Origin of the sequence: Streptomyces sp. V1I1 (assembly GCF_030817355.1) — a bacterium.
GTDB lineage: Bacteria > Actinomycetota > Actinomycetes > Streptomycetales > Streptomycetaceae > Streptomyces.
On record NZ_JAUSZH010000001.1, the window covers coordinates 7311389 to 7326413 of the forward strand.

Here is a 15025-nt window from a genome sequence, read left to right on the forward strand (position 1 = left end):
AACGGATACAAGGGAGGACGCAGTGACCCTGTTGCACCCCACCCGAGTGCGGCGCAGACGTCTGGGCGTGGCGGCAGCCGCGGCCGGGCTCCTCGGCACACTGCTGACGGCCGGACCCGCGGCCGCCACACCAGACCCCGGCGACACCCCCGCACAGCAGGGAGTGTCCTCGGGGCAGGCGGCCGAAGACAGGTCTGCCATCAAGAGCGGTGAGATACCCGGAGTGGACGAGATCGTCCACAGCGACAACATCGAACATCTCGCCAACATCCCCAAGGACGCGCTCAAGGGCACCAACTCGGACCTTGCCTTCCAGGGGAAGTACGCCTTCGCGGGCAACTACGACGGCTTCCGGATCTTCGACATCAGCAATCCGAAGTCGCCCACGACCGTCGCCCAGGTCCTTTGCCCCGGTGGGCAGAACGACATCTCGGTCTCCGGTGACCTGCTCTTCCTCTCCACCGACTCCTCGCGCAGCGACAATTCGTGCAACAGCACGTCGCAGCCCGCGACCGAGAAGTCGTCCTGGGAAGGCATGAAGATCTTCGACATCAGCGACATTCGCAACCCGAAGTACGTCGCCGCTGTCGAGACCGCCTGCGGCTCGCACACGCACACGCTCGTGCCCGAGCGCCGCAACGTCTACATCTACGTCTCCTCGTACTCGCCGAGTACGACCTTCCCGGACTGCCAGCCGCCGCACGACGGAATCTCCGTCATCAAGGTGCCGCGCAAGGCCCCCGAGAAGTCCGCGATCGTGAACTTCCCGGTGCTCTTCCCCGGCGACGGCCCGGACGGCGGCGGCAACCCCGGCTCGCCCACCAACCCGGGCGTCTCCAAGACCACCGGCTGCCACGACATCACGGTGCTCCCCTCGAAGGACCTGGCCGCCGGCGCCTGCATGGGTGACGGCATCCTGTTCTCGATCGAGGACCCGGAGCACCCGAAGGTCATCGACCGGATCCAGGACAACGTCAACTTCGCGTTCTGGCACTCGGCGACCTTCAACCAGAAGGCCAACAAGGTTGTCTTCACAGACGAGTTGGGCGGCGGCGGCGCGGCCACCTGCAACGCCGAGATCGGCCCGAACCGTGGCGCCGACGGCATCTACGACATCGTTGGCAGGGGCGAGAGGAGCAAGCTGGTCTTCCGCAGCTACTTCAAGATCGACCGGCCCCAGGCCGAGGCCGAGGTCTGCGTGGCCCACAACGGTTCGATCATCCCGGTGAAGGGCCGCGACATCATGGTCCAGGCCTGGTACCAGGGCGGCATCTCGGTGTGGGACTTCACCAACTCCTCGAAGCCGAAGGAGATCGGCTACTTCGAGCGCGGTCCGGTCACCCTCGACCAGGTCACCACCGCGGGCCCCTGGTCGGCGTACTACTACAACGGATACGTCTACTCGAACGACATCGCCAAGGGCCTCGACGTCCTGAAGATCAACGACAGGCGCACGGACCCGGCGAAGCGGGTGCGGCTGCGCGAGCTCAATGTGCAGACCCAGCCGGACTACTTCGACCGCGACTGATCCGCTGCCTCAACACGCGTTCCGCCGGGCGGTCTCTCGCCCGGCGGGACGCCGAGCTCCCAGTCGAGCCCGTACCGCTGGAACAGCTCCGCGCGCAGCCGAGCCGGCGGCATAGGCACCCCCGGCAGCAGGATCGCGAAAACCGCGCCCATCAGCTGGGCGCGCAGCAGTGGATAGTCGGCATCGGCATCCGGTGATCCGTAGCGCTCCACCGTGTCGCGCAGCAGGGCCGCGAGACGCTGCTGTTCCGAGCACTGCCAGAACCCCTCGGCCTGCAGGACCCCCGACATGTGCGTCCGCATCAGCATGGGCCGGTCGACCGCGAGCCCGAGGATGGCGTCGATCGCCCGCGCGAGCCGCTCGCGCCCGTCATCGGTTCTGGGCTCGCGCTCCAGCGCCGCTTCCAGTGTGCGATGCATCAAGCGGTGCACGGCCGACTGCAGCAGCTGCCGTTTGCCCGGGAAGTAGTACGAGACAAGCCCGCGTGCCGAGCCCGCTCTGTCTGCGATGTCGGCCAGTGTCGTCGCCTCGTACCCGCGCTCTCCGACCAGCTCCACGGTGGCCTGCAAAAGCCGCTCCCGGGAACGCCGACGAAGCTCTTCATTGACCGATGCGCTCCGCGGGGACATGCTTGACTCCTGCGTTGACTGGCTCCGAGCCAATATACTCAGGGTGCCCCGGCGCGAGGCTTTCAGGGCCTGGTCAGCGGGGGTGCTGCCTGAACCGGGCGACGCGGGGGATCGTCCGGTTTGGGTAGCTTTGGCATGTCTTAAGTGTGCCTCTGTGAGCCTCCGGTCAGTTTCAGTCGATGAGCCCGAGCACCGGGCGCAGTCCCGCCGGACGATCCTCCACCGGCAGATGGTCCACGAAATGGACCGCACATCCCAGATTCGCGGCCCCGCCGTCCGCATATTTGTCGTCGCCGACCATCAGGACCTCGCCCGGGTCCTTGCCCAGCGCCTCACAGGCCGAGCGGAAGAGGCGTACGTCGGGCTTCTGCACGCCGTGCTCGAACGACAGGGCATACGCGTCCACCCAGCCATCCAGGCCGTGGGCGCGGAAGACCGGCCGCAGGTCCCAGCCGATGTTGCTGACCACGGCGATGCCAACCCCCCGCTCCCGCAGCGTGCGCAGCACGTCGCCGGCGTCGGGGTACGGGCGCCAGGCGTCGGGCGTCATATGGCGTTCGTAGAGCGCGTCGTACAGACCCGGGTCCGGAAGCTCCACCTGGCGGGCGAGACCGGTGTACGCGGCACGGTGCCGTTCCGCGCTCTCGTCGCGGGTCTCCCACAGATCGGCGAGACCTGGTGGCATCCGCTGTGGCGACGAGCCGCCGGGGAGTGCCCCGGCCGCCGCCAACTGCCCGGCGTACCGGGCCAGTTCGGCCTCGGGGAGACTGCTGCCCCGTGCGTCGAGTACCGCGCGAAGCCAGTCCCGCGCGGGCTCGATGCGAAACAGCGTTCCTGAGAAGTCGAAGAGCACACCCTTGATCGCCATGACCGCGATCCTTCCGGGGTCAGCGCTGCCGGGACAAGACCACACGCTCGTACGCGGCGATCGAAAGCGCCGCCCAACAGGCGCCGAGCAGCCAGCCGCCCACCACGTCCGAGGGCCAGTGCACGCCAAGGTAGAGCCGGGTGAGGCCGACCCCGACGACGGAGACTACGGCGGCCGCGATGCTCCAGTGCCACAGCCGCCCCTCTCCTCCGTGCCGCCTGAGCAGCCACAGCAGCAGAGTGCAGCTGACCATGGCCGTCATCGCGTGGCCGGAGGGGAAGGCCGCGTAGTGCGCGGAGTCGACGGGATCCGGCCATTGCGGCCTCTCCCGGCCCACGGCGGACTTCAGCCCCTGCTGTACGAAGGTGCCCACCGCGCTCGTCACCGCGACCCACACCGCCAGCAGCCACTCCCGCAGCCACCACAGCCAAAGAACGGCCGCGGCCGTCAGCGCGCGCATCGTCCACGGGTCCCACACCCAGTCGGTGAGCACCAGGTTCACGCGGGTGAGCCCCGGCTCGGTCACCGCCCAGCCGTGCAGGCCGTCCGCGACCGTGCGGTCGAAGGAGACGAGGGGGGACCAGGAGACCGCGACCAGGGTCAGCAGCACCGCCGAGAGGGCGGCGAGCAGCGCGCCCGTACGGGCGGCGACGCCGACCCGGGTCTGCTCCGGCGGAGTGGGAGGCGCTGAGCGCGGGAAGTGCATGGGGGAGATCTTCGCCGCTCACCGGCTCATACGGCTATCCCAGCGCGCGCAGCGCGGGCACGAATGCCACCAGCAGGGGGATCACAGGCACCAGGGCGGCGGCCGCGGTCAGCCGCAGCCGGCGGCCCGCGGTCAGCCGCGGCACGGGTGTCAGCAGCCGGTTCACCCGCTGCGGCAGTTGGGCGTCCGGCGTGGGGCAGGGCCCGAACACGCCACGGTCCTCGTTGAGTTCGACCAGGGCCAGGGCGATCGTCAGCCGGCCGAAGCGCCTGGACGCGACGTCGTCGGCCGCCAGCTCGACGAGCCGGTGCATCTCGCCGCGGAACGCCGCGAACACCGGGATCTGCGGAAAGCCGTTGGCGAGCGCGGCGGAACAGTGCAGCAGCCAGTCGTGCCGTGCCTGCGCGTGCCCCTGCTCGTGCGCCAGTACGGCATCGAGTTGACGGCCCTTCAGGCGGCGCAACGCGGCCGTGGTGACGACCAGTTGGGGTGCCGCGCCCGGCAGCCACCAGACGTCGGGCCGCACGCCCTCCAGGACGACCAGAGGTTCGCTGCCCGGCTCCTCGCCCGGCATCAGAGGGGCACGCACCAGAAGCTCTGTGCGCCGCCGCTTCCCCCGGACACGGGCCCAATGGATCTCGCGGGTGAGCATCGCGCCGGTCCACAGGCCCCCGCAGGCCAGGACAACGGCGAGGACGGCGGACCACGGGTCGTTCGCGCCGAGGGCGTACGCCTCCACCACCCCGTGCGGCGCGGGCGCGAAGACATGACCCCGCACAAGCTGCCAGGCCGCCGCCGCGCTGAACGTCATGGAGAGCGCGAAGCACAGCAGTACGGCCGCGACCACGCACTGCCAGACCCACAGTGCCACCACGGGCTCGCGCTCCGGCCAGTCGGCACGCGACACAAGTCGCGGGGCCACGACGGCGGCCAGTGCTCCGAGGAGCAGCAGCACGAGGGAGACCAACATGCTGTCAGCCTATGAGCGCGGGGCTACTTGCGGGTATGGCCTCGCGCTCCAAGTGACGTACGACACGGTTTCGGTGCCACCCGCCCGTAGACGGCTCAGAGAGCGAGCAGCATCGCCAGCATGGCGAGGCCCATGGCGAGCCGGCAGGCCGGCGCCAGCTCGGGCCGTGCGCTCCAGGAGACCGTCGCCGCACCGCCCGGGGGGGACGGCACAGGCATTAAGCGGACGCCGGAGCGCAGCACGTACACGGCATAGTACACCAGCAGCCCGCCGGTGAGCAGGGGGATTCCGGCGGCCGCATGCCCGGGGTGGCCGGCGCCGGACGTCATCGCCACCGCCATGTAGACCATCGCGAGGGAACCCACGACGTGATGCAGATGGTGAGCGCCGCGGCGGGCCGGCCACAGGGCGCGCAGCGCCGCCGCCCCGAAGACCACCGCGTACACCACCCAGCCCCAACTGGGCGGCGCGAACACGGCGGCGGGCACCGCCATCGCCGCCATTCCCCACCCCATCAGGGCTTCGCCGCCGGCCGCCTCGCGTGCCTCGCCGGAACAACTGCGCATCCGTACCAGGCAGTACGCGCCGGTCCCCCCGCACAGCGCGACGAGCAGCCAGCCGGACATGGCCGGTCCGTGCACGGCGCACCTCCCCCTTCGACGGTTCAAAGAGTCGATGCCCGGCGGCTCGGGGGCCTACGCGAGCGCACGGAGGTGCACGGAGGTGCATGGGGAGCACAGCGCGGCAGTCCGGCCCGCCCCGGACGCCCTGTGGCGGCTCAGGGGCGGTACCGCAGCGGATGATCGGCCGGCACTTCGACGATCGCGATCCGGTGGCCGTCCGGGTCGGCGATCCACATCTCGATCAGCCCCCACGGCTCGCGCCTGGGCGGCCGCAGCATCTCGACGTCCCGCGCCGACAGCTCGGCGTGGACCGCGGCCGCGTCCTCGACCTGGAGCCACAGCTCGGGACCGGTCGCGGCCGGGGCCTTTGAGCGCCCTGACACTTCCAGAAACCCGCCGCCCAGGAAGTAGACCGTGCCCCGCTCGGGACCAGTGCCGAATTCGCGGTAGACGGGGAGGCCGAGTGTCTGCCCGTAGAACCGCCGCGACCGCTCGGGGTCGGTCGGGCGCAGCAGGATCCGGCTGCTCAGCACATGCACCATGGGCAAACCCTAGGGCGCGGAGGCACGGGTTAGTCTCGGGACACCTGTACACCGTCGAGATGGGAGTGCCCCTCAATGGACACCGCACCGGCCCGGGACTCCGGCGAGCTCACCTACCGTGACGCGATCGAGGCCGATGTGCCCGCGCTCGTCCCGCTGATCGAGTCCGCGTACCGAGGCGATGCGAGCCGCACCGGCTGGACCACCGAGGCGGACATTCTCGACGGACAGCGCACCGACCCGGAAGGCGTCCTGGAGGTCATCAATGCCGCCGGCAGCACCCTCCTCATAGTGGAGCGTGACGGCGAGCCGATCGCCTGCTGCCAGCTGGAGCACCGCGGTGAGTCCGTGTACTTCGGCATGTTCGCCGTCCGCCCCGAGCTGCAGGGCGGAGGCCTCGGCCGCCGGATCATCACGGAGGCGGAGCGCACCGCGCGCGAGCGCTGGGGTGCGCGCGAGATGCACATGACCGTTATCTCGGTACGGGACGAGCTGATCGCCTGGTACGAGCGCCGCGGCTATCGCCGTACGGGAAAGCTGAGCCCCTTCCCGTACGGCGACGAGCGCTTCGGCATCCCGCAGCGCGACGATCTCGCCTTCGAGCTGCTGGTGAAGGAACTGTCCTAGGAGGACGGACCCGCGAACAGGGACCCGCGAACAGGGACCCGCGAACAGGGACCCGCGAACAGGGACCCGCGAACAGGGACCCGCGAACACGGTCCCGAGAACAGGGTCCTCAGGCCGTGAACCGGCCGGTGCGCCGGATCTCGGGGAAGTCGGTGGTCGCGCCGTCGAGTTCGAGGGCGCGCACCAGCCGCAGATGCTCCTGGGTGTTCACCACCCAGCCGATCACCTGAAGGCCTTCGCCGTGCGCGTGCTCGACGGTCTCCAGGGTCAGCCTGCGGATGTTCAGCGCGAGGGAGGCGGCGCCCACCGCCTTGGCACGGTCCACGACGTCGGCGCCCCAGCGGCCGGCGATGAGCACCGTCCGTACACCGGGCACCAGACCCGCGATCTCGGCGACCGCGTCGTCGTGGAAAGACGACACCTCGACGCGGTGCACGAGATCGCGGCTGAGCATCACCTCGGCCAGTGCCCGGGCCGCGGCCACGTCCTTGATCTCCGCCTGGAGCGGTGCCCGCACGGCGTCGAGTACCTCCTCGAAGACCGGCACCCGCTCGCCGCTGCCCGCGTCGAGCTCCCGCAGCTCGGCGAGGGTCTTGTCGGCGATCGGACCCTTTCCGTCGGTCGTACGGTCCACGTCGGCGTCGTGCATGACGGCGAGCGCGCCGTCCTTGGTGAGATGCAGATCCAGTTCGATGGCGTCCATTCCGGCCTGTTCGGCGCGGACGAAGGAGCGCAGGGTGTTCTCCGGCTCGACGCCCATGACCCCGCGATGACCGATGGTGAGGAAAGTCAAGATTTTCTCGCTTCCGTCGACGGCGGCTCCCGCGAGGCGCATCCCGGCAGCCGCGCGGCAATCACGCAGCCTAACGGCCCGCCTCCGCGATGGGACCGGTCTCGCGAGGGGGAGTGGAGTGGTCCGCTCTGGCCCCCGCGATCCCCAGGACGAAACCGGTGATGAGGGCTGCGACAAGGACGGCACGGGTACTCACGCGGTAAGGCTCCGGGAGAGGTGGGCGAGAGGGCGGACCCCTCGTCCTACCCATGGCGGGCCGCCCGCAGCCGGCCGCGTCACCCGCCCGTGGGCGCGTCCTGTGCGGCTTGACGCGAGGTCGCGCTCAGCCGACGGGGTGGTCGAAGCAATCGCCCGAACGACCCGCGGCCGCAAAACTTTCGGTGATCATGGGGTGAGTCAGGATAATCTCCCAAGGTCCCACTTGTACGGGAGAACCACACACAGATACGGTGTCTTGACGCGAGGTTCTCCTGTGAAGGAAGTGACATGACGGAAATTCTTGTGCAGACCGCTGCCCCAGAGGGCATATCCCAAACCGCCCGGGTGATCGACCACCCGGCATGGCCGACGCTCAAGAATGCCGTCGAGGAGATCCGCCCCTGGCAGTCCAAGGACGGCTCCATCGACTTCGACGCCGAGGGCGCCCCCGCCCGCGTCTCTGCCGAAGCCGCGCTCGACCGCGTGATCGACGCCGTGGAGGAGCTCGCCCCGCTGCTCCCGCACGACGCCGCATACCACCGCGCGCTCGTCGCGGATCTGCACAAGTGGGCCGACAGCGGCTTCGACGTCCCCGACTTCCTGGACTCGCTGCTCGCCTTCCAGCCCGCCGCCACACGCGCCGACGGTCTGCAGCACCTGGTCCTCTTCCCCATGTACACGCAGAACGGCAACCCGGACCGCAACCTCGAAGCGGTCGTGCTGCGCATGGTCTGGCCCGAGTGGCTCGCCGAGCTGGAGCGCACCCGCTACGACAACCCCCTCTTCTGCGGCATCACCTTCGAGGGCTTCACCGCGGGCTACGACACCAACTCCGCGGTCCTCTTCCCGGAGACCATCGCCGTGCGCGAAGCCCCCGAGCGATTCACCTGGGGCGGCATCTTCTGCGACCGCGAGGCCGCCCGTTTTCGCGCCGTCACCACGGAGGCCGTACGCATCCTCGGCCTCGAACTCCCTGACGACATCCGGGAGATGATCGGCGACCAGTCGCGCTGCGAGCAGGCCTTCGTACTCTGGGACATGGTCCACGACCGCACCCACAGCCACGGCGACCTGCCCTTCGACCCGTTCATGATCAAGCAGCGCCAGCCGTTCTGGATGTACGGCCTGGAGGAGCTGCGCTGCGACCTCACCGCCTTCAAGGAGGCCGTGAAGCTGGAGGCCGAAGGCAACCAGCACGGCCGTGATGTGCAGTACGCGGTGCTGTTCGACCGGATGTTCCGCTTCCCGGTCACGGGTGACCGGGTGCGCAACTACGACGGGCTCGGCGGCCAGCTGCTCTTTGCGTACCTCCACAAGCACGATGTGGTGCGCTGGACCGACAACACCCTGAAGATCGACTGGGAGCGCGCGCCGCAGGTCACCAACCAGCTCTGCGCCGAGATCGAGAAGCTCTACCGCGACGGCATCGACCGCCCCAAGCTGGTCCACTGGTTCGCCGCGTACGACCTGGTCTCGAGCTACCTCGCACCGCACCCCGGCTCGCGCTGGGCCAAGGGCCCGGACGCCCTCGATCTGTCACAGCCTCCGCGCAAGCTCGTCGACGACGTGCTTCCTGACGAGTTTCCGCTCAGCATGTTCTATGAGGCGCTCTCCAAGAAGCTGAAGTCCGTGATCGCCTCCACCAAGGGGATCACCGCGGAGACTGCTGAGCGGGTGGCTGCGTGAGCTCTCGTACGGAGGAGACTGGGACCATGAACGGAAACAGCAGCAGTCGGCTGGAGGGCGCCGTGGTCGCGGTCGCCGGAGCGGCGGGCCCGGCGGGCCGGGCCGCCCTGCTGCGGCTGGCCGAGGCCGGTGCGACAGTCGTGGCCTCCGACGCGGATCCCGGGCGGCTGGCCGAGGCCGTCGACGCCGCTCGGTACGCGCACGGCGGCGCGACCGTCACCGGGGACACCGTCGACCTGCTCGATCTGAACGCCACCCGGGAGTGGGCGGACAAGACCGAGAAGGAGTTCGGCAGGATCGACGGTCTGGTCCATCTCGTCGGCGGCTGGCGCGGCGGCGCCACCTTCGCCGAGACCGACCTCGCCGACTGGCAGCTCCTCGAGAAGCTGCTGATCCGCACGGTCCAGCACACCTCGCTCGCCTTCCACGACGGGCTGCTACGCAGCGACCGTGGCCGTTTTGTGCTGATCAGCGCGGCCGGCGCCAGCAAGCCGACTGCGGGCAACGCCGCGTACTCCGCGTCCAAGGCGGCGGCCGAGGCGTGGACGCTCGCGCTTGCCGACTCCTTCCGCAAGGCGGGGGGCGAGGAGGGGCCGAAGGCCGCGGCTGCGATCCTGGTCGTCAAGGCACTGGTGCACGACGCCATGCGCGCCGAGCGCCCGAATGCGAAGTTCGCGGGCTTCACCGACGTGACGGAACTGGCCGAGGCCATCGCCGGAGTCTGGGACCGGCCCGCCCGGGAAGCGAATGGACAGCGCCTGTGGCTGACCCCCAAACCGTGAAGACCGACGCCCGACGCCATCACGACCCCGAGGTACGCGGCTTCGCCAGCGACAACTACGCGGGCGCGCACCCCGAGATCCTCGCGGCGCTCGCCGTCGCCAACGGCGGTCACCAGGTCGCCTATGGCGAGGACGTGTACACCGAGCACCTCCAGCGGGTCATGCACAGCCACTTCGGGCCGACGGCCGAGGCCTTCCCGGTCTTCAACGGCACGGGCTCCAACGTCACGGCGCTCCAGGCGCTCACCGACCGCTGGGGCGCGGTGATCTGCGCCGAGACCGCGCACATCAACGTCGACGAGGGCGGCGCGCCGGAGCGGATGGGCGGGCTGAAGCTGCTGACCGTACCGACCCCGGACGGGAAGCTCACGCCAGAGCTCATCGACCGGCAGGCGTACGGCTGGGACGACGAGCACCGGGCGATGCCGCAGGTCGTGTCGATCACCCAGAACACCGAGCTGGGCACGGTTTACACGCCCGACGAGATCCGCGCGATCTGCGCGCACGCCCACGAGCGGGGCATGAAGGTCCATCTGGACGGGGCCCGGATAGCGAACGCCGCGGCGTCGCTGGACGTCCCCATGCGGACCTTCACCAATGCCGTCGGAGTCGATGTGCTCTCCTTCGGCGGTACCAAGAACGGCATGCTGTTCGGCGAGGCCGTCGTCGTCCTCAACCCGGACGCCGTGAGCCATATGAAGCATCTGCGGAAGATGTCGATGCAGCTCGCCTCCAAGATGCGCTTCGTATCGGTGCAGTTGGAGGCCCTGCTGGCGCGCGATCTGTGGCTGCGCAACGCCCGGCACGCCAACACCATGGCCCAGCGGCTGGCCGCGGGCGTCCGCGGCGTCGACGGTGTGGAGATCCTCTACCCCGTCCAGGCCAACGCCGTCTTCGCGCGCCTCCCGCACGATGTGAGCGAGCGGCTGCAGAAGCGCTTCCGCTTCTACTTCTGGAACGAGGCGGCCGGAGACGTCCGCTGGATGTGCTCCTTCGACACCACCGAGGACGATGTGGACGCCTTCGTGCAGGCGCTGAAGGAAGAGATGGCCAAGTAGCCTCGGATATTGCATAGGTATGTGGCCGACCGGAAAATGATTGACTCCGGTCGGCCGCTTCCTTAGGGTCGGCGGGCATGGAGCTGATCCAGCAGAACCCTGAACTGGCCGCGTATCTCGCCGCCGACGAGGCGATCGACCATGAAAACCCGCTGGTACGGGAGACGGCCCGCCGCCTGCGTACCGAAGTCGCCGGTGTATACGCATACGCCAAGGCGGCCTTCGAGTTCGTGCGCGACACCATCCCGCACTCGCACGATGCGGGGGACATGCGCGTCACCTGGCGCGCCTCGGACGTGCTGGAGCAGCGGACCGGCATCTGCTACGCCAAAGCCCACGCGCTGACCGCGCTGCTGCGCGCGGAAGGCATCCCTTCCGCCCTGTGCTACCAGCGACTGGGTGTCATCCACGGGCTCGTGGCCGTGCAACTGCCGGGGCGGGGGCGGTGATCGCGGCAGGATCCGCGCGGGAACAAGCCCGGAGTCGACGCGCAGTTCTCCCTCGATGTGGAGCGGCTGGCCTTTCCGGTGCAATCGGGGTCCAATGATTTAGACTATCCGGTACTCTATGCTGCACCACACCCGGCCGTGCTCCAAGCGCTCCAGACCGCGTCGGACCGCGAGTCGCTCTGGCTCCAACTCCCCACCGAACTGTGAGGCATCCCCGACCATGACGCTCACACTCACCGTCTCCGACGAGGTCAGGGACCTCGCGCCCGGCTTCGTCCATCTCGCGGTCGAGGCGCGCGGCCTGGTCAACGGGCCCAGCAACGCCGACAGTTCGGCCCTGCTCGACGACGCCGCCCGCCGGCTCGCCGAGCGCCTGGACGGACGTGCCCCGCACGAGGACCCCCACATGGCCGCCTGGCGCGCCGCGTACTCCGCCTTCGGCGCCAAGCCCTCCCGTACCCGCAACTCCGCCGAGGCGCTGGCCAAGCGGGCGCTCGCCGACGGCGGGCTGCCGCGCATCAATGTGCTGGTCGACCTCTACAACGCGATCAGCGTGGCCCATCTGGTCCCGGTCGGCGGCGAGGACACCGACCACATCAAGGGCGGGATGCGGCTCGTACGCGCCACCGGCCAGGAGCCGTTCGTCACCGTCGCGGGCGGCGAGGAGACCGTGGAGCACCCGGACGCCGGCGAGGTCGTCTGGGCCGACGACGAAGGCGTCACCTGCCGGCGCTGGAACTGGCGTCAGGGAGTACGCACCCGGCTCACCGAGGAGTCGGTGAACGCGCTCTTCCTGCTGGAGGGCATGGCCCCCATGACGACCGGCGAGCTCGAGGCCGCAGCCGCCGAACTCGCCGAGTCGCTGGAGAAGTTGAGCCCCGGAGCGCGGATCACCGTCCGCCCGCCACAGGCAGGGGTGTGACGTTTCAGCCGGCCTCGCGGACTTCGGCCGGAGTCGGCGCCGTACCCCCGAGGTGCGCGGGCACCCACCAGGTGTCGCTCGCGTCCTTGGGGCGTACGGGATAGGCGCGCTGCGCGGCTTCGAGAAGCTCCTGCACCCGCTCGCGCAGCCGCCGCGTGATCGCGCCCGCGTACTGGTCGGCCGGAGCCTCCACGGGCTCGCCCACCCGGATCGTCACCGGGATGTGGCTGCGTCTGAAGTTGCGCGGGCGGCCCTTCGTCCAGATCCGCTGGGTGCCCCACAGCGCCATCGGAATCAGCGGAACGCCGGCCTCCTGGGCCAGCCGCGCCGCACCCGACTTGAAGGACTTGAGGGTGAACGACTGGGAGATCGTCGCCTCGGGGAAGACACCGATGATCTCGCCCGAGCGCAGCGAGTCCAGCGCGTGCGAGTAGGCCGCCTCACCCTGCTTGCGGTCCACCGGAATGTGCTTCATGCCGCGCATCAGCGGGCCGGAGATCCTGTGCCGGAAGACGGAGTCCTTCGCCATGAAGCGCACCAGGCGCCTCTGGGGCAGCGCCGCGAGGCCGGTGAAGATGAAGTCCAGATAGCTGATGTGATTGCTGACCAGCACAGCACCGCCAGAGCGCGGGATGTTCTCCGATCCCTGAGTGTCGATCTTCAGGTCCAGCGCCTTGAACAGCGTGAGAGCGGCGCCGACGACCGGCCGATAGACGAGCTCTGCCATCTGGAGAGGGCCCTTCTGTTGTGCCCGGGGAGGGTTCTCCCGGCGGAAGTTACGCAGCCGTAGGTTTTCGGCATTGGGCAGATCGTGCCGTATACGCGGCGTGCTGACCAGTCCTGGCGCCTTGGGCGGGCGAGATTCTTCTCACGCCGTTCTTGTCACATCATGAGCGGACAGCAGTCGCCCGGCGCAGCACCAGATGCATCTCGCACCCCAGGCAGTACCCGAATACGGCGTTGAGGAACGCGGCGGCCAGGGCGCATCCGGTCGCGACGAGAGCGAGCCACGACGGTCCCCAGAAATACCCGACCAGCCCGATCAGGGCGAAGGCCAGCCCCACACCCTGCGCGAACCGCGGCGGCACGGGCGACTCCAGCTCCGCCGGCGGCCCGAGCCTCGGCCGTACCGCGGTGCGGAAGAGCCATCCGTACGGAGAACGCTGCACGCCGAATGCAGCACCCGCGGCGAAGCAGAGCGCCTGCCAGGCGAGCAGGGCGCCGCTGCCCGTGACGAGAACGCTGGCGAGTACGACCGTGGTGACGGCGGCCCCGAAACGCGGCCCCCTGACGTCGATGTCCATGCCCTCAGCATCGCGCAGCGGATCCGCGGTGCGGGCGCGGGAATCTTTACGGTCCTGTGAACGCTGCACAGGGGATGACTGGACTTGTGGTGTGTGCGGTGGTGCTCGTGGCGGCGAGCGCCTTCGGGCTGTGGCAGCGGCGAAACGGCGGGAGGCTGAAGGTGCGGGGTGCGGACGCTCACAGACGGCTCGGCGTGGCCGAGCTCGGCGCGGACCTTGGGCAGCGGGCGACGCTCGTCCAGTTCTCCAGCGCGTTCTGCCAGCCGTGCCGGGCGACGAGGCGCACCCTCGCCGAAATCGCGGACATGGTCGACGGAGTCACCCATGTCGAGATCGACGCGGAGGAGCGGCTCGCCCTGGTGCGGGAGCTCGGCATCCTCAAGACGCCCACCGTGCTGGTGCTCGACGCGGGCGGCAACATCGTCACCCGGGCCTCCGGTCAGCCGCGCAAGGCGGATGTGTTCGCCGCGCTCGGACAGGCGGTGTGACACCTCGTGACCCATGTCGCACATGCTGGAACGCACTTGACTGCACGCGCCATGCATCGTCACGCTGACGCTGTGCTTCCAGAACTCCTTCTCTACGGGCGGGCTCACATCGACCTCGCGCGGAACGCGAGTGCGCGCTGTCCGGCTGTCTGAGCAGCCACGGCCGCCCCGTTCGCATCCCTTGCAGAAGGACAACTCCATGACGGCTTCGCCCGAACTCGGCACACCTCAGCTGGCCTCTCCCGACCTGCTCCGCTCCGTCTTCCGGCAGCACGCCGCGGGTGTCGCGGTGATCACCGCCCAGGGTGACAACCCCGTGGGATTCACCGCCACCTCACTCAACTCGGTAGCCGCCGAGCCGCCGTTGATCTCCTTCGGCGTGGGTACGTCGTCCTCCAGCTGGCCGGTGATCGCCCGGTCCGAGCACATCGGCGTACACATACTCGGCGACCACCAGCAGGATCTGGCCGCCACCTTCGCCCGCAGCGGCGCCGACCGCTTCGCGCCGCCCACCGGCTGGCGCAGCGGCCCCGAGGGCGTTCCGGTGCTCGACGGCGTACTGGCGTGGCTGGTGTGCCGGATCATCAACCGCGTCCCGGCCGGGGATCATCGCATCGTGATCGCCGAGGCCGTCGTCGGCGACCCCGCCGGAGGCGGCCGGCCGCTGCTCTACCACCAGGGACGCTTCAACGGGCTGAAGGACTGAGAGTTTTCTGGGAGCCGCCGGTTACGGAGCGTTGGCAAGGTCACAGTACAAAGCGCTTGCTTACTGGGGATGAACTGGATGTACTGAGAGTACTGGCGAGTAATATTTCGTTCGGAGCGCGGCCCGCCCCGACCGGGATCCGCCCC

Annotated in this window: 18 protein-coding genes and 1 pseudogene; 9 read left to right on the forward strand and 10 right to left on the reverse strand. The window is 69.4% G+C overall.

Features of this window, described 5'->3' with window-relative positions; genetic code table 11:
• The first annotated feature begins 22 nt into the window (after positions 1-22).
• Entirely contained in the window at positions 23-1528 is a 1506-nt protein-coding gene (locus tag QFZ67_RS34320; RefSeq protein WP_307664926.1) for an LVIVD repeat-containing protein, read from the forward strand.
• Here QFZ67_RS34320 and QFZ67_RS34325 read toward each other — a convergent pair.
• The 6 genes from QFZ67_RS34325 to QFZ67_RS34350 form a co-directional block, all read right to left on the reverse strand.
• Positions 1510-2157: a TetR/AcrR family transcriptional regulator gene (locus QFZ67_RS34325; protein WP_307664927.1), complete on the reverse strand. Its 648-nt coding sequence runs from the start codon at positions 2155-2157 to the stop codon at positions 1510-1512. The genes QFZ67_RS34320 and QFZ67_RS34325 overlap by 19 nt on opposite strands.
• 172 nt (positions 2158-2329) lie before the next feature.
• Entirely contained in the window at positions 2330-3025 is a 696-nt protein-coding gene (locus tag QFZ67_RS34330; protein ID WP_307664928.1) for an HAD family hydrolase, read from the reverse strand.
• Positions 3026-3044: 19 nt separating this feature from the next.
• Positions 3045-3731, reverse strand: coding sequence for a phosphatase PAP2 family protein (locus tag QFZ67_RS34335; protein ID WP_307664929.1), 687 nt, complete (start codon positions 3729-3731; stop codon positions 3045-3047).
• Between the two features lie 34 nt (positions 3732-3765).
• The gene (locus QFZ67_RS34340) at positions 3766-4701 is read right to left on the reverse strand and encodes a M56 family metallopeptidase (RefSeq protein ID WP_307664930.1); all 936 of its coding nucleotides are present in this window, start codon (positions 4699-4701) and stop codon (positions 3766-3768) included.
• A gap of 95 nt (positions 4702-4796) precedes the next feature.
• Complete coding sequence (locus tag QFZ67_RS34345) at positions 4797-5342, reverse strand: DUF5134 domain-containing protein (protein ID WP_307664931.1); 546 nt, start codon at positions 5340-5342, stop codon at positions 4797-4799.
• 137 nt (positions 5343-5479) lie between these two features.
• Positions 5480-5866, reverse strand: a complete 387-nt coding sequence (locus tag QFZ67_RS34350) for a VOC family protein (protein WP_307664932.1) — start codon at positions 5864-5866, stop codon at positions 5480-5482.
• A 75-nt stretch (positions 5867-5941) separates the two neighbouring features.
• On the opposite strand from QFZ67_RS34350, the gene QFZ67_RS34355 reads away from it, so the two are divergent.
• A complete protein-coding gene (locus QFZ67_RS34355; protein ID WP_307664933.1) occupies positions 5942-6493 on the forward strand; it encodes a GNAT family N-acetyltransferase in 552 nt (183 codons plus the stop codon).
• 109 nt (positions 6494-6602) lie between these two features.
• Here QFZ67_RS34355 and QFZ67_RS34360 read toward each other — a convergent pair whose 3' ends face one another.
• Together QFZ67_RS34360 and QFZ67_RS34365 are read right to left on the reverse strand one after the other, a co-directional pair.
• Positions 6603-7253, reverse strand: a complete 651-nt coding sequence (locus QFZ67_RS34360; RefSeq protein ID WP_307666076.1) for a glycerophosphodiester phosphodiesterase family protein — start codon at positions 7251-7253, stop codon at positions 6603-6605.
• 103 nt (positions 7254-7356) lie between these two features.
• Positions 7357-7482: a hypothetical protein gene (locus QFZ67_RS34365; protein WP_307664934.1), complete on the reverse strand. Its 126-nt coding sequence runs from the start codon at positions 7480-7482 to the stop codon at positions 7357-7359.
• A 290-nt stretch (positions 7483-7772) separates the two neighbouring features.
• On the opposite strand from QFZ67_RS34365, the gene QFZ67_RS34370 reads away from it, so the two are divergent.
• From QFZ67_RS34370 to QFZ67_RS34390, 5 genes and pseudogenes are all read left to right on the forward strand, one after another.
• Positions 7773-9170, forward strand: a complete 1398-nt coding sequence (locus QFZ67_RS34370; RefSeq protein ID WP_307664935.1) for a DUF6421 family protein — start codon at positions 7773-7775, stop codon at positions 9168-9170.
• Positions 9171-9196: 26 nt separating this feature from the next.
• Positions 9197-9952 carry an SDR family NAD(P)-dependent oxidoreductase gene (locus QFZ67_RS34375; protein WP_307664936.1) on the forward strand — a complete coding sequence of 252 codons (756 nt, stop codon included), beginning with the start codon at positions 9197-9199 and terminating at the stop codon, positions 9950-9952.
• Positions 9931-11010 carry a low specificity L-threonine aldolase gene (locus QFZ67_RS34380; protein WP_307664937.1) on the forward strand — a complete coding sequence of 360 codons (1080 nt, stop codon included), beginning with the start codon at positions 9931-9933 and terminating at the stop codon, positions 11008-11010. The genes QFZ67_RS34375 and QFZ67_RS34380 overlap by 22 nt, the downstream gene beginning before the upstream one ends.
• A 77-nt stretch (positions 11011-11087) precedes the next feature.
• Positions 11088-11666 (forward strand): annotated as a pseudogene (locus QFZ67_RS34385) (transglutaminase family protein).
• Between the two features lie 13 nt (positions 11667-11679).
• On the forward strand, positions 11680-12381 hold the full coding sequence (locus QFZ67_RS34390; protein WP_307664938.1) for a B3/4 domain-containing protein: 702 nt from the start codon (positions 11680-11682) through the stop codon (positions 12379-12381).
• Positions 12382-12385: 4 nt separating this feature from the next.
• On the opposite strand, the gene QFZ67_RS34395 is transcribed toward QFZ67_RS34390, so the two are convergent.
• Both QFZ67_RS34395 and QFZ67_RS34400 read right to left on the reverse strand, forming a co-directional pair.
• A complete protein-coding gene (locus QFZ67_RS34395; protein WP_307664939.1) occupies positions 12386-13108 on the reverse strand; it encodes a 1-acyl-sn-glycerol-3-phosphate acyltransferase in 723 nt (240 codons plus the stop codon).
• Between the two features lie 160 nt (positions 13109-13268).
• On the reverse strand, positions 13269-13685 hold the full coding sequence (locus tag QFZ67_RS34400) for a DUF4395 domain-containing protein (protein ID WP_307664940.1): 417 nt from the start codon (positions 13683-13685) through the stop codon (positions 13269-13271).
• A 74-nt stretch (positions 13686-13759) separates the two neighbouring features.
• Here QFZ67_RS34400 and QFZ67_RS34405 point away from each other — a divergent pair, with 74 nt between their 5' ends.
• Positions 13760-14173: a thioredoxin family protein gene (locus QFZ67_RS34405; RefSeq protein ID WP_307664941.1), complete on the forward strand. Its 414-nt coding sequence runs from the start codon at positions 13760-13762 to the stop codon at positions 14171-14173.
• 199 nt (positions 14174-14372) lie between these two features.
• On the forward strand, positions 14373-14879 hold the full coding sequence (locus tag QFZ67_RS34410; protein WP_307664942.1) for a flavin reductase family protein: 507 nt from the start codon (positions 14373-14375) through the stop codon (positions 14877-14879).
• The last annotated feature ends 146 nt before the right edge of the window (positions 14880-15025 follow it).

What these genes read in the sequence shown, in the direction of transcription:
- QFZ67_RS34355 (WP_307664933.1), top strand. Translation starts at nt 5,942, where the DNA reads ATGGACACCGCACCGGCCCGGGACTCCGGCGAGCTCACCTACCGTGAC.
- QFZ67_RS34330 (WP_307664928.1), bottom strand. Translation starts at nt 3,025, where the DNA reads ATGGCGATCAAGGGTGTGCTCTTCGACTTCTCAGGAACGCTGTTTCGC.
- QFZ67_RS34390 (WP_307664938.1), top strand. Translation starts at nt 11,680, where the DNA reads ATGACGCTCACACTCACCGTCTCCGACGAGGTCAGGGACCTCGCGCCC.
- QFZ67_RS34375 (WP_307664936.1), top strand. Translation starts at nt 9,197, where the DNA reads ATGAACGGAAACAGCAGCAGTCGGCTGGAGGGCGCCGTGGTCGCGGTC.
- QFZ67_RS34395 (WP_307664939.1), bottom strand. Translation starts at nt 13,108, where the DNA reads ATGGCAGAGCTCGTCTATCGGCCGGTCGTCGGCGCCGCTCTCACGCTG.
- QFZ67_RS34335 (WP_307664929.1), bottom strand. Translation starts at nt 3,731, where the DNA reads ATGCACTTCCCGCGCTCAGCGCCTCCCACTCCGCCGGAGCAGACCCGG.
- QFZ67_RS34350 (WP_307664932.1), bottom strand. Translation starts at nt 5,866, where the DNA reads ATGGTGCATGTGCTGAGCAGCCGGATCCTGCTGCGCCCGACCGACCCC.
- QFZ67_RS34340 (WP_307664930.1), bottom strand. Translation starts at nt 4,701, where the DNA reads ATGTTGGTCTCCCTCGTGCTGCTGCTCCTCGGAGCACTGGCCGCCGTC.
- QFZ67_RS34410 (WP_307664942.1), top strand. Translation starts at nt 14,373, where the DNA reads ATGACGGCTTCGCCCGAACTCGGCACACCTCAGCTGGCCTCTCCCGAC.
- QFZ67_RS34325 (WP_307664927.1), bottom strand. Translation starts at nt 2,157, where the DNA reads ATGTCCCCGCGGAGCGCATCGGTCAATGAAGAGCTTCGTCGGCGTTCC.
- QFZ67_RS34370 (WP_307664935.1), top strand. Translation starts at nt 7,773, where the DNA reads ATGACGGAAATTCTTGTGCAGACCGCTGCCCCAGAGGGCATATCCCAA.
- QFZ67_RS34405 (WP_307664941.1), top strand. Translation starts at nt 13,760, where the DNA reads ATGACTGGACTTGTGGTGTGTGCGGTGGTGCTCGTGGCGGCGAGCGCC.
- QFZ67_RS34400 (WP_307664940.1), bottom strand. Translation starts at nt 13,685, where the DNA reads ATGGACATCGACGTCAGGGGGCCGCGTTTCGGGGCCGCCGTCACCACG.
- QFZ67_RS34360 (WP_307666076.1), bottom strand. Translation starts at nt 7,253, where the DNA reads ATGGGCGTCGAGCCGGAGAACACCCTGCGCTCCTTCGTCCGCGCCGAA.